Origin of the sequence: Aestuariimicrobium sp. G57 (genome assembly GCF_050110855.1) — a bacterium.
Taxonomy (GTDB): Bacteria; Actinomycetota; Actinomycetes; order Propionibacteriales; family Propionibacteriaceae; genus Aestuariimicrobium.
In genome coordinates, this window is record NZ_JBNINW010000002.1 from 308,216 (window position 1) to 331,881 (window position 23,666).

Consider the following 23,666-nt stretch of genomic DNA (forward strand, 5'->3'; position numbering starts at 1 on the left):
GCCAGCGGTGCCACTTCTGCAACTCGGCGAAGCTGCCGCCCGAGACCCCTCAGTCGCCGGGGCCCACCGACACCTCGCCCCGCCCGACCTGGCTTGCGAAACTCGACCTGGCTTGTGCTGTAAGGGCAAGCCAAGTCGAGTTCCGCAAGCTAAGTGGGTGTGGCGGGTCTGGTCACGCGCGGTCCGGACGAGTTCAGGTCGCCGCGGCGGCCTGCTCGTCCACCGGGCTGCCGAACCCACCGGGCTGCCGAACCCACCGGGCTGCCGAACCCCGCGGGCTGCCGAACCCCGCGGGCTGCCGAACCCCCGGCCACCTGGCCCAACCCACGCGCACACCTGCCGGGGACCACTCCTGCCCCGACGGCGACCCCGGTAAGCTGGGCTCTCGTGTCTTCCACTCTTTCCAGCGACCAGCGCCGCGCCCTTGACGAGCTGCTGGCCGCCACCCCGGTCATCGGCGAACTCGGCGCGCTGTTCGCCGGGGCCGGCCATGACCTGTACCTGGTCGGCGGGTCCGTGCGCGACGTGTTGCTGGGCAACCTCGTCCACGATCTCGACTTCACCACCTCGGCCGACCCGGGCACCACCGAGTCGCTGCTGCGCCGCTATGCCGAGGCCGTCTGGGACATCGGCAAGGAGTTCGGCACCATCTCGGCGAAGAAGACCACCACCAACGCCTATGGCACCAATGAAGAGTGGATCATCGAGGTCACCACGTTCCGCGCCGACAGCTACCGCGACGATTCCCGCAAGCCCGAGGTCGTCTACGGCAACAACATCGACGACGACCTGATCCGGCGCGACTTCACCGTGAATGCGATGGCCATCCACGCCCGCACCGGCGACTTCGTCGACCCCCACGGCGGCCTGCCCGACCTGCAGGGCAAGCTGCTGCGCACCCCGTTCGAACCCGACCGCAGCTTCAGCGACGACCCGCTGCGCATGATGCGCGCCGCCCGGTTCACCAGCCAGCTCGGCTTCGACATCGAACCCGAAACCCGCGCCGCAATGGCCCGCCTGGCCGACCGCATCGAGATCATCAGCGCCGAACGGGTGCGCGACGAGCTCAGCAACCTGCTGCTCACCGACAGCCCCCGCGAGGGCCTGTCGGTGCTGGTCGGCACGGGCCTGGCCGAGCGCATCCTGCCCGAGCTGCCGGCGCTGCGCCTTGAGACCGACGAACACCACCACCACAAGGATGTCTACGAGCACAGCCTGACCGTGCTCGAGCAGTCGATCGTGCTCGAGAAGCAGCGTGGCCATGCCCCCGACCTCGTCGGACGCCTCGCGGCCCTGCTGCACGACATCGGCAAGCCCGCCACCCGCCGCTTCGAACCGGGCGGCCGGGTCAGCTTTCACCACCACGACGTCGTCGGCGCCAAGCTGACCCGCAAACGCCTGCGGGCGCTGCGGTTCAGCAACGACCAGACCGATGCCGTCGCCAAGCTCGTCGACCTGCACCTGCGCTTTCACGGCTACGCCGATGTGATGGACGCCGATGGCTCCGGGTGGACCGACTCTGCAGTGCGCCGGTATGTCCGAGATGCCGGCGACCAGCTCGAACGCCTGCACATCCTGACCCGCAGCGACTGCACCACCCGCAACGTGCGCAAGGCCACCCGCCTGCGCCGCGCCTATGACGACCTCGAGCACCGCATCGACGAGCTCGCCCAGCAAGAAGAGCTCGACGCGATGCGCCCCGACCTGGACGGCACCCAGATCATGGCCCACCTGGGCATCAAGCCCGGGCCGGTCGTCGGCGAGGCCTACAAATACCTGCTCGACCTGCGCATCGAGCGTGGCCCACTCGGTGAGGACGACGCCCGCGCCGCACTCGATGAGTGGTGGCGCGCCCGCCACGCCTGACCGGCTGGCCGGCAACTTGCAAGAATGGGTGATGTGACCAGCATGAGCGCCCCCCGTGCCGCGCCGCCCCCCGGCGGAAGGCCCCGGCGCGCCGCGGCCCGGCTGCGCCAGCTCGTGCTGCTGGCCACGGCCACCGCCCTGGCCCTGCTGGGCATGGTCTCGTCCCCGGGCCCGCAGGCCCGCGCGGCCGAAGGCATCGTCACCATCGAACTGACCTCGGTGACCCCCGACACGCTCAGCGCCGGCGGCACCGTGACGATCAAGGGCAAGGTCACCAACACCAGCGGCAAGTCGATGCGACAGGTGCAGGTGTCGTTCTGGCGCTCGACCGACGCGGTCACCACCGAGGCCGACTTCAGGTTGCTGCTCAGCTCGCCCTGGGATGTGCCCATCGGCGCCCGCATGGGCGGCCAGGGCACCGACCCCACCAGGAACCTGTTCAACATCACTGATGACGCCCGGCCCACCTTCGAGGCCGGCGCGACGGCCGAGTTCACCGTCTCGGCCAGCGTCGACCAGCTCGGACTGGCCTATCCCCAGCCCGGCACCCTCTACCTGCTGGGCGTGCACGTGCGCGCGATCCCGGCCGACGACGTGAACCAGACCGTCGGACGATCCAGGGTCTTCATGCCCTACGCCCCCGAAAAGGCCACCGTCGCCCCCGTGGTGCTGCTCACCTCGGCGCCGGCGATGGCCGTGGACGGCAGCCTGGTCGACGACCACATCGCCGGCGAGCTCACCGGCCGCCTGCACACGCTGCTGCGGGCCGCGGCCCTGCCGGGAGCGACCGTGCTGATCGACCCGGGCCTGTACGACGAGTTGCGGGCGATGTCCGACGGCTACAGCTTTCAGGGCAACCAGGTGGCGGCCGAGGACCCCCGCGCCGTCGCCGCCCGCCAGTGGCTGAGCGACTTCGAGGCCATCAGCAACACCAAGTACCGGGTGCCCTATGGCGACCCCGACCTGGTCGCCGCCGCGGCCGCACAGCGCCTCGAGGTGGTCGACCGTGCGCAGAAGGCGCTGACGGGCGAGCACCCCCTGGCGGCACTGCCGGTGGCGGTGTGGCCGACCGACAACCACCCGTCGACTGCGGCATCGCGGGCATTCATGGCGCCGCTGGGCGTCGACCTGTGGGTGCAGCCGTCGTCCACGACCGACCTGACCACGCTCACCGACGGGTCGACGCGGCTGCTCTATGACCGCACCATCACCACCGGCGGCCCGGGCCCGGCGCCCCAGAACACGTTGCCGCAGCGGCAGGGACGGCTGCTCAGCCAGCTGGTCGTGAGCCGGCGGCCCACCGTGCTGCCCGTGCGCACCGCCGCCGAGGCGGCCGTGGTGATGAACCTGCCCGGGTGGGTGACCACCGTCGGCCTGGCCGACATGCCCAGTTCGACCCAGGCGGTGCCCGATGCCGACCCGGCCCCGATCAGCGGCGCCCCCAACTGGGATGCCATCGTGCGCACGCAACGGCGCCTCGAAGCCTGGTACGACCTGGCCGGCCAGACCAGCGACGGCGTCGTCCCCATCGCGCAGGTGACGTCACGCTCGGCCAACCCGCTGCTCGGCCAGCACGCGGGCCGCTACCTCACCGAGGCGACCGCCGCGGCCACCCCGCTGTCGGCGTCGGGGCTGTCGATCCAGATGGCGAACACGTTCGTGCTGGGCGACACCTCGGGAACACTGCCGGTCACGGTCATCAACAACTCCGACAGGCCGGTGCTCGTCAAGGTGCGGATGACCTCTGACAACGCCCAACGCATCTCGATCCCCGACACCGCGCTGGTGCGGGTGCCCGCCCGGTCGTCGGCGTCGGTGCAGTTCACGCCGCAGGCCCGCAGCAACGGTGTCGTCGGCTTCACCGCCCAGCTGGTGACCGAGCAGGGCCGCACCGTCGGTGCCCCGCGCCGGTTCAGCGTCAACGCGACCAATTTCGGACGAGTCGGCTGGATCATCATCATCACCTCGGGGGCCGTGGTGCTGGGCGGGACGGCGGTGCGCATCAAGCAGGTGCAACGCGAACGGGCCCGGCAGCAGGTCGAGAGGGCAGCGGCGGCCAAGGTGGCGACCGGCCCGGCGACGCCCCGGCAGGACACCAGCTCGAGGCCCCACCCCTGAGTAGGCTGGCAGGCATGCAGCAGAACGGAGCCGGGGACCAGTCCGCCCGTTCGCGCTGGCCGGACGAGGTTCCGGGCAGCCATTCGACAGGCGAGCAGGACCCGGTGTTCAACCAGGACGACTTCGACGGAGAGTCGGGCGACCCGTACGCCGGCTACGTGCCGCCGCAGTGGGACAGCTGGTCGGACGAGCCGTCGAACTACCCGGTGCCCGCTGCCGGGGACGACGAGCGCCCGGGCGAATCGACACAACAGTGGCAGTTCCCCGAGGCGGTCGGCGCCGATGACGCCGAAGACCCGACCGTGGACGACCTCGCGGCGTCCGGCGGATTCGAGGGTGACGGACTCGAGGGTGACGACGCGGATGACGACGACTACCCCGACTATGACGACACCGACCCGGTGACCGGCGAACCGCTCGTGCTGAACGCCGACCTGGTGGTCGCGGGGCGCTACCGGCTGGTCACCGAGCTGGCGTTGCGGGGCAACACCCACAGCTGGCAGGCGTTCGACCAGAAGCTGTCGCGGCCGGTGATGGTGCACCTGGTCGAGCATTCGCCGACGCGCAATGCCCGGGTGCTGACGGCCGCACGTGACTCGGCGGTGGCGACCGACTCGCGGTTCCTGCGTGTGCTCGACGCCATCGACGCGCCGAACATCGACGTGCCGGGCGTGGGTGCCTGCGTGGTCTCGGAGTTCGTGCCCGGCCTGTCCGTGGAAAAGCTGCTGGCCTCGGGCCCGCTCAGCGGCGTCGAGGCGGCCTGGGTCGTCCGCGAACTGGCCGATGCGCTGGCGCCGATGCACCAGAAGGGGTTGTTCCACCAGCAGCTCAACCCCGACACGGTGATCATCACCGCCACCGGCAACATCAAGATCGTGGGCTTCCTGATCGAAGAGGCCATGTACCCGACCGCCGAGCGGCCCTTCCCCGGTGACGACTCGTGGCAGAGCAAGCAGGAAGCCGACGTGCGCGCACTCGGGCAGCTGCTGTACGCCATGCTGGTCAACCGCTGGCCGGCCCCGCATGCGCAGGCCGACCGGCGCCACTGGGGCCTGGCCCCCGCCCCCATGGACGGCCACGGCTGGCTCACGCCGCGGCAGGTCAGGGCCGGTGTCTCACCCGCACTCGACGTGGTCTGCGACCAGGTGCTGAGCTCGGTGCCCCGCACGGGTGCCGCGCCCATCACGACGGCCGCGCAGCTGAACGATGCGCTGTCGCGGGTGCTCGGCACCGCGGACGCCTCGGCCGACCTGGAACACCGGGTGCGCTACCCCGTCACGAGCCGCAATGAGCCGACCGGCGGGCACCCGCCGCCGACCACGGCGGCGCAGCAACAGCTCGGCGGGCTGCCCCAGGGCGGGCCGCGTGCCGCCCCTGCCGTCGGGGCGCTGCCCCGGCCGGGAAGCACCCCGGCACCTGCATCGTCCACGACCCCGGCGCCGGTCATGGGTTCGGGGCTGGCACGACCACGCCCCGCCCCGCGGCGCTGGTTGTCGGTGCTGGTCGCCATCGTCGCGATCGTGCTGGTCGGCAGCCTGATCGCGGTCGCGATCAACATGCGCACGCCCGAGTCCGGGGGCGGTGACAGCCCGTCGGCGTCGGCTTCGGCACAGCCGGTCAAGCACCCGATCGCCAAGGTCGACGACTTCGACCCCGAGGCCGACGGCGGCAACGACGAAGAGAACCCCAACCAGGTCGCGCTCGCGTGGGACAACGACCCCAAGACCGCATGGACGACCCTGCGCTACCTGAACAATGCCAAACTCGGCGGCCTGAAGCCCGGGGTGGGGCTGGTCGTCGACCTCGGCCAGGTCGTCGACGTGGGCCGGGTGCAGCTGACGATGCAGGGCTCACCGACAGGCGTGGCGATCCACGTGCCGGCCGAAAACACCGACAAGGCCGATGCCGAGGCGCCCATGGGCGGCATCGACCAGTGGCGCCAGATTGCGGCGAACCCGGCGGCGGGTGCCACGGCAAACCTTTCCCCCAGCCAGGTCACCAAGTCGCGCTACATCTTGGTCTATCTGACGTCATTGCCTAGTATCGGCGGGCAGGCATACCGCGGCGGCATCGCCGAGATTGGGGTTTTTGACCGGTGACCATCGGGTCAGAGCAGGGCGCCGAGCGGACAGACGAAGAACTGCTGGCGCTGCACGTCGAGGGTGACAGCCAGGCGTTCGCCGAGCTGTTCCGGCGGCACCGGCATCGGCTCTGGGCCGTGGCGCTGCGCACCCTGCGCGACCCCGAAGAGGCAGCCGACGCCCTGCAGGATGCGATGATCTCGGCCTTCCGGCGTGCCGGCAGTTTCCGGGGCCAGTCGGCCGTGACCACGTGGCTGCACCGCATCGTCGTGAATGCCAGCCTCGACCGCATTCGTCGCAACCAGGTGCGGGCTGCCTCGCCAATGCCCGAGAACCCGGACCGTGACCTGGCCCTGGCCAGCGACCAGAACCTCGACGAGATCGTCATGAACGCCGACCTGCGCGATGACGTGGCCGAGGCACTGGCGGGGATCAACGCCGACCAGCGGGCCGCGCTCGTGCTGGTCGACATGCAGGGCTATTCGGTCGAAGAGGCCGCTCACATGCTCGGCTGTGCGGCCGGCACCATCAAGAGCCGCTGTTCGCGGGGCCGGGCCAAACTCGCCGTGGCCCTGGCGCACCTGCAACAGCCCGACGGATGAGCGGGCCCGTGTCGTCCGGGCCCGAGGTCGCGGCCGACGGCTCGACGACCGCACCGGGTGGGCGCGCGGCTGACGGCACCCCCCTGCCGCGCATCATCGCCCGCCCCGAACTGCTCGAGGCCGACCCCCTGCCCCCGCTGTCGACCGGTCGGGGCAGGCTCATCTTCGGCGGCATCGTGTGCGTGGTGCTGGCGGTGACCGGGTTGCTGATGGGTGGCGCGAACTGGACGATGGGCCTGGTCGGGCTCGGCTTCTGGGGTTTCATGGCGGCATTCGTCTGGGCCGACCGCCGGGCGTTCATGCAGGCCACCGCGGGCATGCTGCGGGTGCGCAACGTCTGGCGGGTGCACGAGCTGCACGGCGAGCAGGTGCGCCGGGTGGTGCACCAGTACAACGGCCGCAGCCCTGACTTCCAGCTGGTCACCGACACCGGCAAGGTGTGGGTGCCGGCATCGCGGCTCGAACGTGGGCATTCGACGCTGTTCAGCTGGCTCGACGTGCATGCGCCGCAGGCGGTGGTCGAGCGCCGGGCGGCCAGGTGGCGCCAGGCGCTCGTGGACGAGGGCGCGCTGTAGCGCTGGCGTCGTCCGGGGGGCCGGACTCAAACTGTGGGCATCATTGGCCAATCCAGCACCGTGTGAGGTACCAGATCGACCCATGATGGCCGGGTGGCGTTATCCGGCCCCCGCCCTGCCCGGTCGGCAAGCTGCGTAATACAATCTTGAACTATCGGGAACCGGATGCAGCCGCGGGTCGTCAGACACGTATCTGGAGGCCAGATCCATCCCTCCCGTTGCCGCAAGCCCCTGAAGGAGGCCCCGATGTCGCAGTTCGCTGAGGACGCAGCGCCTGTGGATGACAGCACCGAGCAGTTGGTCCCAGAGCAGCTGGTCTCGCAGTGGTTGTCGGAGCGCTCCGCCGTCGAGATGCCCGACGCCGTCGCCGAGCGCATCGAACGCGCCATCGCCGCCGAGGCCGCCACCCGCGATGCCGGTGCCGCCCTCGAATCGACCAAGCGCAGCTACCTCGAACTCGAGACCCGATCAGACCTGGGCACCTTCGGCAAGAACGCGCCGACGCGGTACGACCGCAATGGCATCGGCATCTCGGAGCAGTCGCCCAGCACCTGATCCACACAGAACCTGATCCACCCAGAACCTGATCCACCCAGAACCTGATCCACACATGTGACACAGCAAAGGGGGCGTGGCCACTGGCCACGCCCCCTCTGTGTTGCTGGATCAGCGGTGCTGGTTCAGCACATCACTCGCTGACGTCCTCGTCAACCCAGTCGAAGGTCTTGGTGACAGCCTTCTTCCAGTTGCGGTACAGGCGCTCGCGCTCGGTCTCGTCGAGCTTGGGGCTCCAGCGCTTGTTCTCGGCCCAGTTGTTGATGACGTCCTGCTCGCCCTGCCAGTAGCCCACGGCGATGCCGGCGGCGTACGCGGCGCCCAGGGCGGTGGTCTCAGCCACCTCGGGACGTACGACGTCGACGCCGAGCATGTCGGCCTGGAACTGCATCAGGGTGTCGTTGGCGATCATGCCGCCGTCGACCTTGAGCTCGGCCAGCTTCACACCCGAGTCCGCCTCCATCGCGTCCAGCACCTCGCGGGTCTGGTAGGCGGTGGCCTCGAGCACGGCGCGGGCGATGTGGCCGCGGTTGACGTAGCGGGTCAGACCCACCAGGGCGCCGCGGGCGTCCGAACGCCAGTACGGTGCGAACAGGCCCGAGAACGCGGGCACGAAGTAGGCGCCGCCGTTGTCTTCAACGGTCGCAGCCAGCTGCTCGATCTCGGGAGCCGACTCGATCATGCGCAGGTTGTCGCGCAGCCACTGCACCAGCGAACCGGTGACGGCGATCGAACCCTCGAGTGCATAGATCGGCTTGGCGTCGCCGATCTTGTAGCAGACGGTGGTCAGCAGGCCGTTCTCGGACGGGACGGCCTCTTCGCCGGTGTTCAGCAGCATGAAGTTGCCGGTGCCGTAGGTGTTCTTGGCCATGCCGGGCTCGAAACACGCCTGGCCGAAGGTGGCGGCCTGCTGGTCGCCCAGGATGCCGGCGACCGGGATGCCCGCCAGGCCACCGACGGTGGCGTTGCCGTAGACCTCGGACGACGACTTGATCTCGGGCAGCATCGACATCGGGATCGTCATGTCGGCGGCGATGCCCTCGTCCCACTGCAGGGTCTTGAGGTCCATCAGCATGGTGCGCGAGGCGTTGGTGACGTCGGTGACGTGCACGCCGCCGTCGACACCACCGGTGAGGTTCCACAGCAGCCAGGTGTCCATGTTGCCGAAGGCGAGCTTGCCGGCCTCGGCCTTCTCGCGGGCGCCGTCGACATTGTCGAGGATCCACTTGACCTTGGGACCCGAGAAATAGGTGGCCAGCGGCAGGCCGACGGTGGCCTTGTACTTGTTCTGGTCGCCGCCGCCCAGGTCGTCCACGATCTTGGCGGTGCGGGTGTCCTGCCAGACGATGGCGTTGTAGACGGGCTCGCCGGTCTCGCGGTCCCACACGACGGCGGTCTCGCGCTGGTTGGTGATGCCGATGGCGACGATGTCAGCCGAGGTGACACCGGCGCTCGACATGGCTGCGGCAGCCACGCCCACCGAGTTGGCGATGACCTCGGTGGGATTGTGCTCGACCCACCCGGCGCGTGGGAAGATCTGCTCGTGCTCCTTCTGGCCGGAGGCGACGATCTGGCCCGAGTGATTGAACACGATGGCACGGGTCGACGTGGTGCCCTGATCGATGGAGAGAACGTACTTGTCGGACATGATTTCCTTCCGAAGTGGTCAACGCTGACCTGCGTCGCCACCCCCGTGGTGGCTCGCATCACCACTACCAAACCACGCCTGAACGCTTGACCCAAGAGACATGAACCGACGTGCAGCCCACATTGTGGGACGCTGCACGAGTGTGATGTGATGAACGTCACACATATGGGGGGTGGCAGTCGGTGGCGGCAGCACAGCAAGTAGGGTGGGCTTCCATGCAGGAGTGGTCGGAAGAGGTCGTGACGGCCGCGAGCATGTACTACGCCCAGGGCGAGACGATGGAAACCATTGCCCGCCATCTTGGCACCTCGCGCAGCACCGTGTCGCGCCTGCTCAAAGAAGCCCGCGAGACCGGGCTGGTGCGCATCAGCCTGAACCCGCACGCCAATGAGCGCTCATCAGTGAGCACCACCCTCGAACGCCTTTTTGGTCTGAACGTGACCGTGGTGCAGGTGCGTGACACCGCCTCGGAGCTGCACCGCCTCAACCAGGTCGCCCGCATCGCCGCCCAGGTGCTCTCGGAATCCGTGCATGACGACATGACCGTCGGCGTCGCCTGGGGCACCACCATGGCAGCCATCGTCGAACACCTCACCCCTCGTCCCCTGCACGGCGTCCGGGTGGTGCAGTTGAACGGTGGCGCGAACAGCTCGTCGACGGGCATCCCGTACGTGGGGGCCATCGTCGGGGCGATCGCGCAGTCATGGTCGGCGACACCGCTGTTGTTCCCGGTGCCGGCGTTCTTCGACTTCGCCGAGACCAAGCGGGCGATGTGGCGTGAGCGCAGCGTGCAGGCGGTGTTGGCGGTGCAGCGGCAGGTCGACGTGGCGATCTTCGGCGTGGGCTCGTTGACGGCGGCGCTGCCGTCGCATGTCTACAGCCAGGGCTACCTCGACGAGGACGACATGGCCGAAATCGCTCGTGACAGGGTGATCGGCGACGTCTGCACGGTGCTGTTGCGCTCGGACGGGTCCTGGCGCGATGTGGCCCTGAACTCACGGGCCACGGGGCCGAACCCGACGGAACTGCAGGCCTTCAGCCGTCGCATCTGCGTGGTGGCGGGAACAGCCAAGGCCGGCCCGCTGCTGGCGGCGCTGCGGGCCAAGGTGGCGACCGACCTGATCGTGGACGATGCCACTGCCCGGGCGGTGCTCGACCTGATGTGAGGCGTGGGGCCGGGGTGCGCCGCTGGGGTGCACGCCGACACCGATCCGCAGCCGGCGACACCGATCCGCCCTCACGGGCACCTATCCGTCCTGGCCGGTACCGATCTGTCCACGCTGACACCCTTCGGTGCGCAGTGACACCCGCAGACGGGTGTCGACGTGCATCCAAAGGTGTCAATGTGGACGAACCGGGTGCCGGCGCCACCGTCACGCCGGGCAGCACCACCGTCACGCCAACACCACCCCCAAGCCCCACTTGGCTTGCGCAACTCGACTTGGCTTGCACTTACTGCGCAAGCCAAGTCGAGTTGTGCAAGCCAAGTGGTGAATCTGCAGGTGGCGGAGCTGCCTGGCGGGTGATCAGGCGCTCACCACCGCTGCGGGTTCTGCGGGTTCTGCGGGTTCTGCGGATTCTGCGGATTCTGCGGGTTCTGCGGATTCTGCGGATTCTGGGGGTACTGCGGCCCCTGTGGATACTGCTGGCCCTGCAGGCCCTGCGGCCCCTGTGGATACTGCTGCCCCTCCGGGCTCTGCGAGTACTCCGGGCTCTGCGGATACTGCAGCTGCGGATTCTGCGGGTACTGGCTCCACCCGCCCTGCTGGTCCCACGGGTCCTGGCCATGGTAGGGCTGCTGCCCCGGCTGGGCCTGCGCGCCCCACTGCTGCTGCCCGCCGCCCCACTGTTCCTGCCCGGCAACGCCCGCATACTGCCCCTGCCCATACTGCCCCGGCATGTTCTGACCCGGGTACTGCCCAAACCCGGCACCAGCCGCCGCAGCCGCCTTCTTCTTGCGGTTGTTGGTGTAGACCAGCCACCCACCGACGGCAGCCGCCACCACCACAGCCCCGACCGCAATCCACACCAGCGCCGAGATCCCGCCCTTCGCCGCGGTCGCCTCGAGGCCGTCAGCCGAGTACAGGTCCGCGGCATTCGTCCACGTGATCGTGCGGCCCTCAACTGTCGCCGTGCCCTTGTGCGAGGTCACCTTGCCCGGGAACGTCACAGAGATCTTGAACGAGTCAAACAGTGCCGCACCCTGGCTGCCGCCCGACGAGGTGTCACCGTCGATCTTGAACAGCCACGTACCGTCCTCGTTCTGCTTCACGGTCATGCCGTCCGAGCTCAGGTCGGCCGCGGTGGCCGTGCCCGACTGCCGGCAGCCGATGTAGGTGCCGTCGTCATAGGGCTCCTTCTTGGCGTTCTTCAACGTCGGGGCCTGCTGCCCGCCGGTCTGCGAGTCGTCCGAGCACATGTCCTCCTTCGTCTGGCCCTCGGCCTGGTCCTTGCGCAGGCCGATGTCCATGACGACGTTGATGTTCTCGGTGTCCTTGATCTCGAAGCTGGCGTCGTACTTCACGCACCCGGCAAGGGCGAACAGCACCAGCAGCATGGCGCCAATGCGCCGCAGGATTGACGTCATGGCGACAGCGTAATCGCCGCAGGTGCCGCCCCGGCACCCGCACACCAACTAGCCTGCAGGCATGTCGCTGAGCATTGAAACCGGTCAATTCTTCGACTCGCGCATGAAGACGATGGCCGGGCTGGCCAAACAGGTCCTGGTGAACCTGGTCAGCGACACCCCGGACGAGCAGGTGCTCGGCTTTGCGCTGTACACCGACGCCGTGGCGACCAGCCTCGAGGCCGCTGTCTACCGTCGCACCGACCATGACGCGAACCTCGCCACCGCGCGGCGCCGTTTCGGGGACGACGACGCCGACTCATTCGCCGAGGCCCACACCGACTGGGACGCCTACTTGCGCTGGGCGCCCGTGGAATGGCCCCGCAACACCACCGCCGCGCCGCTGGCCCGCATCGACGCCCTCGACGACCTGTGGACCACCCTGCGCGAGCACCGGGCCCGGGTCAGCAACGTCGACCAGCGCTACTGGCCCTCGGTGATGCACGAGATGGCCGCCGCCGCCATGATCATCCTGTACCGCGACGGCTGGTTTCGTGGCTACCCCCACGCGGTGCAGGTCGTCGAGGTCTTCGGTGCCGACGACGAGACCGGCGTGGATCGCGGCACCCGACGGCGATGGACCAGCCAGATGAACACCGATGCGGACACCCTGCGCTGGGCCGCCAGCCACCGCAGCCGCTGAAACCCGCCCCGGAACCCCCTGAAGGCTCCGCGCGCCCCCACACCCGTCCACCTTTCGGGCGCAGTGGCGTCGTCCTTTCACCCACCCACCTACTATCGAAGTGTGGCGGCGCAAAAAATCACAGATACCTCACTGATGGAATTCGTCCAGCAGTTGGGTGACAAGCACCCGCCGATCCAACTGGGTTCGGTCGACCGGACGATCCACAATCCCGAGCTCGTCAAGCAGCGGTTCGCAGGCGTCATCGACTACCTGGCCCGCGTCGAACTTGAGGTCGACCGCAATGTGCTCGAACTGCTCACGATCCTTCCGCATGCGTCGAAGGTCGACACGGTCTTCTACCAGGACGTCTGGTCCGACCAGGAGATCGCGCACGGGGTCATCCTCGACCAGCTGCAGGTCGACCTGGGCCTGCCGCCGGCCAACCCGTTCCAGACCATCCCCGTGCGCATGAAGCTGCTCGGCGCGCTCGCCCACTGGGAGCCCATCCACGACATCTCGCGGATGCTTTACTACCTGACGGGCGCCTCGACCGAACGCCAGGCGGTGCTCGCCTACAGCAGCCTCACCAAAGAGCTCGACGAGATCGGTGAAGACGCGATCAGCCAGACGATCGTGCAGCCGATCAAACGCCAGGAGCCCGGCCACTTCGCCTTCTATCGCATGTCGGCCGAGATGATGGTCCAGGACCAGGTGCTGAAGCCCTGGCAGCTGTTCGTCACCCGGCTGCTGCGCGAGAAGAGCTTCACGCTCGTCGGTGTCGACTATCTGAAGGCCTACCAGCGCGACATGGGCGGTGTGCTCGTGGGTCTGGGGATGGACGCCGAGCTCGAGGTCTATGCCAAAGAGATCGGGCGCCTCGAGGCGAAGTTGTTGTGGGCCAACCGCAACGGCATGGAGTTCCCGCCGTACTTCCTCAAGGCGCTGCGCGAATCGATCGAGATGTACAAGGGCCAGGGCAATTTCGACCGGCCTGACCCCCACCAATTCGTGTTCTGAGCGGGGATGCCAGGGATCAACCACGCAGGTCGAGCACGATCTTGCCGCGGGTGTGCCCGGTTTCGAGCTGCCGGTGAGCCTCGGCGACCTGGTCAAGGGGCAGCACCTGCGACACCTCGAGCGACATCAACCCGTCGTTGATCCTGCGCGCCAGGTCGGCCAGTTCGTCCGGCATCGGATGGATCGCCGGGATGTGCACCTCGATGCCCCGTTGTTTCGCCGGGGTGGTGTCGGCGAGCGTGGGCAGCACCACGATGCGTCCACCATCGACCAACTGGTCAAGACTCGGGACGAACGTGTCGAAGTACACGGCGTCGAGCACGACGTCGACCGGCGGCACCACCTGGCGGAAATCGGTGGTGGTGTAGTCGACCGGTGTGGCACCGAGCTCGCGCAGGCGGTCCTGGTTGCGTGTCGAGGCGGTGGCCCAGACCTCGGCCCCGGCGGCGCGGCACAGTTGCACCATGAGCTGGCCCACTCCCCCGGCGCCGCCGTGCACCAGCACCTTCTCACCGGCCTGCACCCTGGCCTGTTCGTGGACGGCGACCCACGCCGTCGAGCCGGCCAGCGCGAGGCCCGCCAGCGGGATCACGTCCGCGCCGGCCGGGGCGATCGACAGGCTGGGTTCGGGAAAGAGCGCGTACTCGGAATAGCAGCCCTGCACCGGCGTGCCATGCGCTGCGCGCCCGAACGGCAGCACCCCGAAGACGAGGTCGCCGACGTGCACGCCCCCGACGCCCTCGCCCACTGACTCGACGATGCCCGCACCCTCTCGACCCAGCACGAGCGGGAAGTCCTCGGCCGTGAGGCCCCGCACCGCCCCGGACGAGCCGTCGCGCATCTTGTAGTCAATGGGGTTGGTGCCCGCGGCCTGAAGGCGGACGAGCACCTCGCCGGGGCCGGGCACCGGCACGGGTGCCTCACGCAGGATGAGTTCGTCGACGCCGCCGAAGCGGTCAATCTGGATCTGGCGCATGGCACCAGTGTGGCGCGCCTGCCCGCCCCCCACCCCCCACCCGCGGGAATCGAAGCGGCCCTTCCGGCGTTCACCCGAGCGCAGAGCGCCGACTAGACTCGGCGCAGTCACCACCACCATCGAAAGACAGGTCATGTCCGACGACATCCGCGACGTCATCATCATCGGTTCCGGCCCCGCCGGCTGGACCGCCGCCATCTACACCGCCCGGGCGATGCTGAAGCCGCTCGTCTTCGAGGGCGCCCTGGACGCGGGCGGTGCGCTGATGAACACCACCGAGGTCGAGAACTTCCCGGGCTTCCCCGCCGGGGTGATGGGCCCCGAGCTGATGGGCCAGATGCGTGAGCAGGCCGAGAAGTTCGGCGCCGAGATCATCACCGACGACGTGTCCGAGGTGCAGCTGACCGGCGACATCAAGGTCGTCAAGGATTCCGACGGCGTCGAGTACCGCGCCCGTACCGTCATCCTGGCCACCGGTTCGGGCTACCGCCGTCTGGGCCTGCCCGATGAGGACCGCCTGTCGGGACGCGGCGTGTCGTGGTGTGCGACCTGTGACGGCTTCTTCTTCAAGGACAAGAACGTGGCCGTCGTGGGCGGCGGTGACTCGGCTGCCGAAGAGGCGACCTTCCTCACCCGCTTCGCCAAGAACCTGACGATGATCCACCGCCGCGACGAACTGCGTGCGTCCAAGATCATGGCCAACCGCGTGGCCGGCGACGACAAGATCGACATGGCCTGGAACTCCGAGATCGTCGGCCTGGACGGCGAGACGAAGCTCGAGGGCATTCGCCTGCGTGACACCAGCACCGGCGAGGAGCGCACCATCGCCGCCGACGGCCTTTTCGTCGCGATCGGCCACACCCCGCGCAGCGAGCTGTTCGTCGGCCAGGTCGACCTTGACGATGCCGGCTACGTGCTGGTCGAGCACCCGAGCACCCGCACCAACATCCCCGGCGTGTTCGCCTGTGGCGACCTGGTCGACCACACCTACCGCCAGGCGATCACTGCCGCAGGCACCGGTTGCCAGGCGGCACTGGACGCCGAACGCCACCTTGCCGAGCTGGCCGATGCACCCGAGTCGGCCGACGCGCTCGTCGCCGCCAGCTGACAGCAGGTACCGTTGAGGGGGCCGCGGGCAGTGCTCGCGGCCCCGCGCCCGCCTCGTCCGGACGCACCACCCACACACCGGAACCGCCGACCACGCAGCCCAAGGAGAGCGACGCCCCATGTCGAATGTTGTTGATGTCACCGATGCGAACTTTGCCGAGGTCGTGCTGCAGTCGCCCAAGCCGGTGCTTGTCGACTACTGGGCCGACTGGTGCGCCCCGTGCAAGCAGCTCTCGCCGATCGTCGAAGAACTCGCGGCCCAGCACGGCGACAAGGTGACCTTCGTCAAGATGGACACCAACGCCAACACCGCCGTGCCCGCAGCCCAGGGCATCATGAGCCTGCCCACCCTGCAGGTCTTCGTGGGTGGCGAGGTCGTCACCCAGCTCGTCGGCGCCAAGTCGAAGGCCGCCCTGACCAAGGCACTCGCCGAGTACCTCTGAGCCCGCCATGCCACGTCGCGCCGCACCTGACCAGCCCGGGGACGAGGACGAGCCCCTCACCGGCATGGACCACCTGGCCCCCGACGGCCTGTCAGAGCTGCCCCAGCAGGCCCAGGACCTCGCCCACGAGGCGGCCGGCGAGCCCTCCGATGGGCTCGTCCGCACCCCTGTGCGTCGTCGTGGGCGGATGGCGCGTGCGGCAGAACCCCAGCAGAGCCGTCTGCGGCCCTGGGTCATCGGTGCGGTGGTGGCAGTGCTTCTGGTGGCGCTGGCGGCTGGTCTCGGCTGGATCTATGCCCGCTCGCAGCCCGACGTGGTCAACACCCAGACCCAGGTCGCGACCGGCACGCCATTCCGGCTCGAGCTGCCGATCCAGCTCGGCGAGTTTTCACGCGATGCGAACCAGGGCAACACGCCCAACGTGAACCGCGATGGCAAGACCACCTTGTCAGCGACGTATTCCAAGGGCGGTCAGCCCCAGTTCGTGCTGCTGCTGGCGCGCCCCTATGACACCACCGAGGTGTTCATGCGCGACCTCAACATGAACGCCATCAGCAACGTCGATGCCGGCATGTGCGGGGTCTCGGGCGACAACATGAACGACGGGTGCGCACTGATCCGCGACCAGACGGGCATCCTGGTGCTGTCGACGGTCGACATGTCGCGAGAGCAACTCATGAAGATCACCCAGCAGGCGGCCGACCAGCTCGACGTGTGAGCAGGGTTCCTACCGCCGCGCTGAGGTCTCGGGCGCCGGACGCACCCAGCCCACCCTGACGCCGCGCAACTGTGAGGCCACCCTGTCGAGTTGCGCCTTCCACCGCACCGTCGCTGACAGGTCGAGCCGCATGAGCCGGGTGCCGGCAGGCAGCCAGTCCCCGCCCGGTTCGGTGGGCTCCAGGGGACGGAACCCGACCCCCGACAACCAGGCCTGCGACGGGGCCTGACAGCTCGTCCAGCCCCGTGAGGCTGCGGTCACCAGGGCTGGGGCTCGTCCCAGCAGGCGCGCGGCCAGCGCGGTGACCAGCAGCCGGGCGGCGCGATATCCCTTGAACTGCTGGTCCATGTGCACGGCCAGCAGCACCGCTACCCCCGGCTCGATGGCCCTGTCCGCGAGAGGGTGGCCCTCGGGCAGGTCGTCCGGGTCGCCGAGCAGCACATGGGCGGCGCCGTTGCTGCCGCGAAAATCGAGGCCCACCAACCCCCAGCGTTGCTGCGCAGACCGGGCCCAACCCAGGTCGGCTGACAGGCTGAACCCGCAGTCAGCACACGAACCCAACCCGGCAAGGTCGGCCGGGCCCAGCGTGCGCACCCTCGGCACTCGCGTCGCCATGGCAGCCCCTTTCCTCGGCAAGTGCCACCATCCTATGAAGCGGGGCGGCGCGGCGTGTTCGTTGGGATGCGGCAATATGGGCGTGTGACCCACGAACCGATGAACCCCGTCCCGACGACCGCAGATGCGCAGGGTGGCACCGCCGCCGCCGCAGCCGCCGCGGTCGCCCGGGCCACGGGGCAGCGGTTTGACACGCGCCTCGACCGCTACGTCGACCACTACGCCGAGCGGGCCGGCTCGCTGACGGCGTCGGCCGTGCGTTCGCTGTTCTCGGTGGCCGCGCGTCCTGAGATCGTGTCGCTGGCCGGCGGCATGCCCAACATCGTCGACCTGCCCCTCGACGTGATTGCCGACGCGATGAACAAGGTCGTGATGCACCACGGCCCCATGGCGATGCAGTACGGCTCGGGCCAGGGTGAGCCGTTCATGCGCGAAAAGATCACCGAGGTGATGGCTCTCGAGGGCATCACGGCGCACCCCGACGACATCGTGGTGACGGTCGGCTCACAGCAGGGGCTCGACCTCGTCACGAAGATCTTCTGCGACCCTGGCGATGTCATCATCGCCGAGGCGCCCAGCTATGTGGGCGCGCTCGGCACGTTCAACAGCTACCAGACCGAGGTCGTGCACGTCGGCATGGACGAGCACGGCCTGCTGCCCGATGCGCTGCGTGCCGCCGTGTCAGCCGTGCGGGCGGCCGGCAAGCGGGCGAAGTTCCTGTACACGATCCCGAACTTCAACAACCCGTCCGGCATCACCCAGAGCCTGCAGCGGCGGCGTGAGGTGCTGCAGGTGTGCACCGAGCTCGACCTGCTGATCGTCGAGGACAACCCCTATGGCCTGTTGACCATCGACGGCGAGCCGATGCCGGCGCTGAGGTCGATGGACGCCGACCGGGTGATCTACCTGGGGTCGTTCTCGAAGACGTTCGCGCCGGGGTTCCGCATCGGCTGGGTGCTGGCGCCGCATGCGGTGCGCGAAAAGCTGCTGCTGGCCCAGGAATCCGCGGTGTTGTCGCCGCCGGTCTTCAGCCAGTACGCGGTGGCCGCCTATCTCGACCAGCACGACTGGAAGCAGCAGATCGTCGCGTTCCGCGACATGTACCGGCTGCGCCGCGACGCGATGCTCGACGCGCTCGAGGAGTACATGCCGGAAGGGGCCTCGTGGACGCACCCGGCGGGCGGCTTCTTCGTGTGGCTCACGCTGCCGGACGGTCTGGACTCGCAGTCGATGCTGCCCCGCGGCATCTCGGGTCGGGTCGCGTTCGTGCCGGGCACCGCGTTCTATGCCGACGGCCTGGGCAGCAGCCACATCCGGTTGTCGTACTGCTACCCCACGCCCGAGAACATCCGCGAGGGTGTGCGTCGCCTGGCCGTCGTCATGAGCCAGGAACTCGAATTGCGCGACACGTTCGGCCTGCGCCAGGGCGGCGAGCGCCGCAGTCTCGATCGTGGTGCCCCGGCATCGGACGTGTTCTGAGCCGACCCCCGGCTGGACCCCCCAGCCAGCCCGTCGCATAGAGTCGAAGCAACCGAAGGAGCACCATGACCGAGAACACCGCGGCCCGTCGATCGGCCCCCGATCAGCGACTGCCCCAGGTCATCGTCCTGTCTGGTGGGTTGTCGCACGAACGTGACGTCTCGGTGCGGTCGGGACGACGGGTGGCCCAGGCCCTGCAGGACGTGGGGCATGAGGTGCTCGAATCGGACATGAACCAGGGCCTGATCGCCCTGCTCGCGGCCAACCCCGACGCGGTGGTGCTGTCGATGCTGCACGGCGGCGTCGGCGAGAACGGTGCCCTGCGTGAGGTGTTCGGGCTGCTCGGCACGCGGTTCGTCGGGGCCGGCGGGGCTGCGTCGCGGCTCACGTTCGACAAGTCGATCGCCACGCCGGTGGTAGCCGGTGCCGGGGTGCGGGTGCCCCGCCAGGTCGTGCTGCCCGCCGAGGTGTTCCGTGAGCTGGGTGCGGCCTCGCTGGTGCAGGCCATCGGTGACTCGATGGGCTACCCGCTGATGGTGAAGCCGACGCGGTCGGGTTCTGCGCTCGGGTGCACGAAGGTGAACGGTCCTGACGAGCTGCCAGGCGCCATGGTCTCGGCCTATGCCTACGGGGACGAGGCAGTGGTCGAGGAGTTCATCACCGGCACCGAGGTCGCCGTCGCCGTGCTGGGCAGCGGCGATGATCGTCAGGTGTTGCCGGCGGTCGAGATTCGTCCCGACTCAGGGGTCTATGACTACACGGCCAGGTACACGGCCGGGGCGACGCGCTTCGTGACACCTGCCGAACTCAGCGACGAGGTCGCTGAGGCGTGCGCGCAGCTGGCGCTCACCGCGCACCGGGCGCTGCACCTGTCGGGCATCGCACGCATCGACATCATCGTCACCCCTGGGGGTGAACCGGTGTTCATCGAGGGCAACGTGTCGCCGGGCATGACCGAGACCTCGCTGGTGCCCCTGGCCATGGAGGCAGCAGGGCTTGACCTGGGGGCTGCTGTGAGTGCGCTCGTCGTGGCTGCAGCGCAGGAGCCGGCGTGAGCGCAGTGCGGGTCAAGCAGGCCGCGGTGATGCTGCTCGGCCTGGTGGTGGCAGGGTTGATGGTGTTCCTGGGGCTGTGGCAGGCCAGCACGTTCCGGACCCAGGGTCAGGAGGCGACCCAGGAGCGGGCGAAGATCGCGGCAGTGGCACTGCCGGCAGGCGCTGGCGACCAGATCGGCGCGCTCTATGGGCGCCAGGTCACGGTCACCGGTGAGTACCTGCCCGAATACCAGTACTACATCGGCGAGAAGCCACCGCTGCGGGTGGTGACGGCGTTCAGGACCACGACGGGGCAGGTGGTGCCGGTGGTGCGTGGTGAGGTGGCTGAGGGTGAGACGGCGACGCCGGTGCCTTCGGGTGTGCAGACCCAGACGGGTCTGCTGATGCCGTCCGAGAAGGACCTGACGAGCACACCCACTGTCGGGCTGCCGACGCCGGTGATGGTGCAGGTGAAGCTCGAATCGCTGGCGCAGCAGTGGCCCACTCCCCTGCTGAACGGCTTCGTCACCCTGAACGAGGCCGATGCCAGGGACCAGCAGCTGACCCCCGCGACGGTGGTGCTGCCGGATGGCTCGGGCAGCCAGCGCAACGCGGGCTATGCGCTGCAGTGGTGGATCTTCGCTGCCTTCGCCCTGGTGATGTGCGCGGTGCGGGCCAGGCAGTTCGGCAAGAACGCCGCCAAGGAGGCGGCTCGGAAGGCGCGCGGGCTCGAGTGAGTGGCGCTCATTCCCGCGACGTAGAATGGCCCGCGTGAGTGAATCGTCCCAGCCCAGCACCAGCAACGCCGACTCGTCGCTTGACCAGGTCGACGACGTCCAGCAGTTCGATGAGTTCGATGAGTTCGGCGGCATCGGCGAGGTTGGCGAAGACCAGGTGCTGCTCGAGGATGTGCCCGCCATCAAGGGTGCCCTGAAGCGCTACCGGATCATGGCGTATGTGGTGGGCGTGCTGCTGGTGGTGCTGACCCTGGTCGGCATGCCGCTGAAGTACATCTGGGGTGACGGCCGCGTGGTGACGTGGACCGGTGTGCCGCACGGCTGGCTCTACATGATCTTGATCATCACGGCAATTGATCTTGGTCGCCGGGTGAAGTGGTCTTGGAAGCGACTGCTGGGCATCGCCCTGGCCGGCACCATGCCCTTCCTGTCATTCGTGGCCGAGCATTCGGCCACGAAGAATGTGCGCGCGACCATCGCTGATGTGGAGCAGCGCGGCATCTAAGCCTCCCTGCTGCGCAAGGTCGGCTGGCGGTACCAGCCGGCCAGGGCGTGACGCTCCCTGAGGATGCACCGCGCTCCCCCGCAGGGACACCGCGCCCCCTGTAGGCACACGGCGCTCCCCCTTTGGGCAGGGGTCGCATGGCCGTAAAGGGTGCGTCGTGCACCTGCAGGGGTGCGTCGTGCAACCAGGGGTGTCAGGACGACTGAAGAGGCCTCGGCGTAGCCAGATCCCGGAGCAAGTTCAGGCCAACACCGTAGAAGCTCTATATCCCGTTGTCGATAAATCGCTATGCCGTCATAGCGACGGATCGATGATCCGCAACAGCCGGTCCAGGTCCTCCCGGTCCCCGAACTCCAGGACGATCCTGCCCTTCGAGCGACCCATCGAGACCTTGACCTTGGTGTCGAAGTGGTCCGTGAGATCCTGCTGCACCTGCAGCGCGCGTTCCGACTGCGGACGCGGGCTGCGACGGCGTGGCGCTGAGCTCTCCCTGCCCCTCAGCGCGATGATCTCTTCCGTGCTGCGCACCGACAGGCCCTCGGCCACGATCCGCTGGGCCAGGCGCTCCTGCTCCAGCGGGTCGTCCAGTGCCAACAATGCCCTGGCATGACCGGCTGACAGCACCCCGGCGGCCACTCGCCGTTGCACGGGGGCAGGCAGCTTCATCAGCCGCAGCGTGTTGCTGATCTGTGGCCTTGAACGCTTGATCCTGGATGACAGCTCCTCCTGCGTGCAGCCGAAGTCCTCGAGCAGCTGCTGGTAGGCAGCGGCTTCTTCCAGTGGGTTCAGCTGTGCCCGGTGCAGGTTCTCGAGCAGGGCATCACGCAGCATGTTGGTGTCGTCAGTACCCCTGACGATCGCCGGAATCACGCTCAAGCCCGCCAGCTGCGATGCCCGCAGGCGACGCTCCCCCATGATCAGCTCATAGCTGTCCCCCTGCGGACGCACCACGATGGGCTGCAGCAGGCCGATCTCCTTGATGGAATCGGCCAGTTCACGCAGCAGCTCCTCGTCGAACACGCTGCGTGGCTGGTGTGGATTCGGCGTGATGCTCGTGACGGGGATTTCGCTGTAGGTGGAGCCGTCTTCCAAAGGTGCGCTCACGGCGGTCACAGGCGTGAGCCTGGTGCCATTGTGCGGCTCCCTCATGTCGTGTTCCACGTGGCTGTCGCTCACCGTGCGGTTGCTGTTGTTCGTGCTTGACGGAGATTCGTCCACGTCGGTCGGCCTGAAGAGTTCACCCAGGCCCCGTCCGAGACCACCATGCTTTGCTGCCATCACTTGCTCCCTGCGTTGCGTCGTGCGATCTCCGCGGCAGCTTCGCGATAGGCGACGGCACCAGCGGACTTTGAGTCGTAACTGAGGACCGTCGAGCGGTACCCGGGTGCCTCCGAGACACGCACCGAGCGCGGAATCTCCACAGGCAGTGTTTGCTCCGGGAAGTGCTTGCGCACTTCGGCGGCGACATCCTTCGACAGCGTGTTCCGCTTGTCGTACATGGTCAGCAGCACAGTGCCCAGCCTCAGCGAGTTGTTCAGCTCGCCGGTGACCATGTTGATCGTCCGCAGCAGCTGGCTCACACCCTCGAGTGCGTAGTACTCACACTGGATGGGGACCAGGATCTCGGTCGCGGCGACCAGGGCGTTCAACGTGAGCAGGCCAAGTGACGGGGGACAGTCGAAGAAGATGTAGTCGACCTCGTTACGGGCGATGTAGCGCTGCACCGCCTTGTCGAGACGACGTTCACGCCCCATGGCCGAGACGAGTTCCAGTTCGGCGGCGGCGAGATCGATGGTCGCCGGCACCACCCAGAGGTGTCCTGGCTCGGGGGAGGGCGCCGCCACATCGGCGATCGAGGCACCCTCCAGCAGAATCTCGTAGGTGCCCTCCGTGCCTTGCTCGTGGTCCACGCCGAGGGCGGTGGACGCGTTGCCCTGGGGGTCCACGTCGATGACGAGGACCTTGAGCCCACCGAGGGCCAGCGCGGCGGCCAGGTTGACGGTGCTGGTGGTCTTGCCCACGCCACCTTTCTGGTTGGCGACCACAATGATCCGCGGACTGACCGGTTGGGGCAGCACCCGGGGGAGTGCCGTTTCACGTGAAACGTCGACCTCGGGCTCCACAAATTCGGGCGGAGTCTCGTCAGTGGGGTAGTGGGCCCTCTTCGGGCGCTTCACCGGATCCTCGAATGTTTCACGTGAAACATCCACGTCGACCGAGTCGTTCATTGGGCTCCTAAGCCTCAGGGGAGTACGCCCGTCAGCCTATCGGCACCCACCGACACAAAACGCCACGGCAGACCGCCGTGGCGTACATCAACACCTGAAATCACCGAAACG

General features: G+C 68.3%; 22 protein-coding genes. 16 read left to right on the top strand and 6 right to left on the bottom strand.

Annotated elements, in window-relative coordinates; genetic code table 11:
• The first annotated feature begins 387 nt into the window (after nt 1-387).
• The 6 genes from ACQCX5_RS05465 (at nt 388) to ACQCX5_RS05490 (ending at nt 7,797) form a co-directional block, all read left to right on the top strand.
• Complete coding sequence (locus ACQCX5_RS05465; protein ID WP_434541002.1) at nt 388-1,866, top strand: CCA tRNA nucleotidyltransferase; 1,479 nt, start codon at nt 388-390, stop codon at nt 1,864-1,866.
• Nucleotides 1,867-1,908: 42 nt separating this feature from the next.
• Entirely contained in the window at nt 1,909-3,984 is a 2,076-nt protein-coding gene (locus tag ACQCX5_RS05470) for a DUF6049 family protein (RefSeq protein WP_434541003.1), read from the top strand.
• Nucleotides 3,985-3,998: 14 nt separating this feature from the next.
• A complete protein-coding gene (locus ACQCX5_RS05475) occupies nt 3,999-6,083 on the top strand; it encodes a protein kinase family protein (protein WP_434541004.1) in 2,085 nt (694 codons plus the stop codon).
• On the top strand, nt 6,080-6,667 hold the full coding sequence (gene sigM / locus ACQCX5_RS05480; protein WP_434541005.1) for an RNA polymerase sigma factor SigM: 588 nt from the start codon (nt 6,080-6,082) through the stop codon (nt 6,665-6,667). Before ACQCX5_RS05475 ends, sigM begins: the two co-directional genes overlap by 4 nt.
• Nucleotides 6,664-7,242 (top strand): hypothetical protein, encoded by a 579-nt coding sequence (locus ACQCX5_RS05485; protein ID WP_434541006.1) that lies wholly within the window; start codon nt 6,664-6,666, stop codon nt 7,240-7,242. The genes sigM and ACQCX5_RS05485 overlap by 4 nt, the downstream gene beginning before the upstream one ends.
• A gap of 246 nt (nt 7,243-7,488) precedes the next feature.
• Nucleotides 7,489-7,797: a hypothetical protein gene (locus ACQCX5_RS05490; protein ID WP_434541007.1), complete on the top strand. Its 309-nt coding sequence runs from the start codon at nt 7,489-7,491 to the stop codon at nt 7,795-7,797.
• A 133-nt stretch (nt 7,798-7,930) separates the two neighbouring features.
• Here ACQCX5_RS05490 and glpK read toward each other — a convergent pair whose 3' ends face one another.
• Complete coding sequence (glpK, locus tag ACQCX5_RS05495; RefSeq protein WP_434541008.1) at nt 7,931-9,445, bottom strand: glycerol kinase GlpK; 1,515 nt, start codon at nt 9,443-9,445, stop codon at nt 7,931-7,933.
• A gap of 215 nt (nt 9,446-9,660) precedes the next feature.
• On the opposite strand from glpK, the gene ACQCX5_RS05500 reads away from it, so the two are divergent.
• Nucleotides 9,661-10,611, top strand: coding sequence for a sugar-binding transcriptional regulator (locus tag ACQCX5_RS05500; protein WP_434541009.1), 951 nt, complete (start codon nt 9,661-9,663; stop codon nt 10,609-10,611).
• Between the two features lie 368 nt (nt 10,612-10,979).
• On the opposite strand, the gene ACQCX5_RS05505 is transcribed toward ACQCX5_RS05500, so the two are convergent.
• Nucleotides 10,980-12,032, bottom strand: coding sequence for an LppM family (lipo)protein (locus tag ACQCX5_RS05505; RefSeq protein WP_434541010.1), 1,053 nt, complete (start codon nt 12,030-12,032; stop codon nt 10,980-10,982).
• 61 nt (nt 12,033-12,093) lie between these two features.
• Between ACQCX5_RS05505 and ACQCX5_RS05510 the strand changes: the two genes are divergently transcribed.
• On the top strand, nt 12,094-12,714 hold the full coding sequence (locus tag ACQCX5_RS05510) for a hypothetical protein (protein ID WP_434541011.1): 621 nt from the start codon (nt 12,094-12,096) through the stop codon (nt 12,712-12,714).
• Nucleotides 12,715-12,849: 135 nt separating this feature from the next.
• Nucleotides 12,850-13,713 (top strand): GTP-binding protein LepA, encoded by an 864-nt coding sequence (locus ACQCX5_RS05515; RefSeq protein ID WP_434541012.1) that lies wholly within the window; start codon nt 12,850-12,852, stop codon nt 13,711-13,713.
• A 16-nt stretch (nt 13,714-13,729) separates the two neighbouring features.
• Here ACQCX5_RS05515 and ACQCX5_RS05520 read toward each other — a convergent pair whose 3' ends face one another.
• Nucleotides 13,730-14,689, bottom strand: coding sequence for an NADP-dependent oxidoreductase (locus ACQCX5_RS05520; RefSeq protein WP_434541013.1), 960 nt, complete (start codon nt 14,687-14,689; stop codon nt 13,730-13,732).
• Between the two features lie 133 nt (nt 14,690-14,822).
• Between ACQCX5_RS05520 and trxB the strand changes: the two genes are divergently transcribed.
• From trxB to ACQCX5_RS05535, 3 genes are all read left to right on the top strand, one after another.
• Nucleotides 14,823-15,797 (top strand): thioredoxin-disulfide reductase, encoded by a 975-nt coding sequence (gene trxB / locus ACQCX5_RS05525; RefSeq protein ID WP_434541014.1) that lies wholly within the window; start codon nt 14,823-14,825, stop codon nt 15,795-15,797.
• 118 nt (nt 15,798-15,915) lie between these two features.
• A complete protein-coding gene (gene trxA, locus ACQCX5_RS05530) occupies nt 15,916-16,239 on the top strand; it encodes a thioredoxin (protein ID WP_434541015.1) in 324 nt (107 codons plus the stop codon).
• A 7-nt stretch (nt 16,240-16,246) separates the two neighbouring features.
• Complete coding sequence (locus ACQCX5_RS05535; RefSeq protein ID WP_434541016.1) at nt 16,247-16,957, top strand: hypothetical protein; 711 nt, start codon at nt 16,247-16,249, stop codon at nt 16,955-16,957.
• A 9-nt stretch (nt 16,958-16,966) separates the two neighbouring features.
• Here ACQCX5_RS05535 and ACQCX5_RS05540 read toward each other — a convergent pair whose 3' ends face one another.
• Entirely contained in the window at nt 16,967-17,572 is a 606-nt protein-coding gene (locus ACQCX5_RS05540) for a hypothetical protein (protein WP_434541017.1), read from the bottom strand.
• Nucleotides 17,573-17,638: 66 nt separating this feature from the next.
• On the opposite strand from ACQCX5_RS05540, the gene ACQCX5_RS05545 reads away from it, so the two are divergent.
• The 4 genes from ACQCX5_RS05545 to ACQCX5_RS05560 all read left to right on the top strand — a co-directional run bounded on the left by ACQCX5_RS05545 (nt 17,639) and on the right by ACQCX5_RS05560 (nt 21,327).
• Entirely contained in the window at nt 17,639-19,051 is a 1,413-nt protein-coding gene (locus ACQCX5_RS05545; RefSeq protein ID WP_434541296.1) for a PLP-dependent aminotransferase family protein, read from the top strand.
• Nucleotides 19,052-19,116: 65 nt separating this feature from the next.
• The gene (locus tag ACQCX5_RS05550) at nt 19,117-20,106 is read left to right on the top strand and encodes a D-alanine--D-alanine ligase family protein (protein WP_434541018.1); all 990 of its coding nucleotides are present in this window, start codon (nt 19,117-19,119) and stop codon (nt 20,104-20,106) included.
• Entirely contained in the window at nt 20,103-20,822 is a 720-nt protein-coding gene (locus ACQCX5_RS05555) for an SURF1 family protein (RefSeq protein WP_434541019.1), read from the top strand. The genes ACQCX5_RS05550 and ACQCX5_RS05555 overlap by 4 nt, the downstream gene beginning before the upstream one ends.
• 34 nt (nt 20,823-20,856) lie before the next feature.
• Nucleotides 20,857-21,327, top strand: a complete 471-nt coding sequence (locus ACQCX5_RS05560) for a DUF3817 domain-containing protein (RefSeq protein ID WP_434541020.1) — start codon at nt 20,857-20,859, stop codon at nt 21,325-21,327.
• A 294-nt stretch (nt 21,328-21,621) separates the two neighbouring features.
• On the opposite strand, the gene ACQCX5_RS05565 is transcribed toward ACQCX5_RS05560, so the two are convergent.
• A complete protein-coding gene (locus tag ACQCX5_RS05565) occupies nt 21,622-22,347 on the bottom strand; it encodes a ParB/RepB/Spo0J family partition protein (protein WP_434541021.1) in 726 nt (241 codons plus the stop codon).
• A gap of 257 nt (nt 22,348-22,604) precedes the next feature.
• Nucleotides 22,605-23,555: a ParA family protein gene (locus ACQCX5_RS05570; RefSeq protein WP_434541022.1), complete on the bottom strand. Its 951-nt coding sequence runs from the start codon at nt 23,553-23,555 to the stop codon at nt 22,605-22,607.
• Between the last annotated feature and the right edge of the window lie 111 nt (nt 23,556-23,666).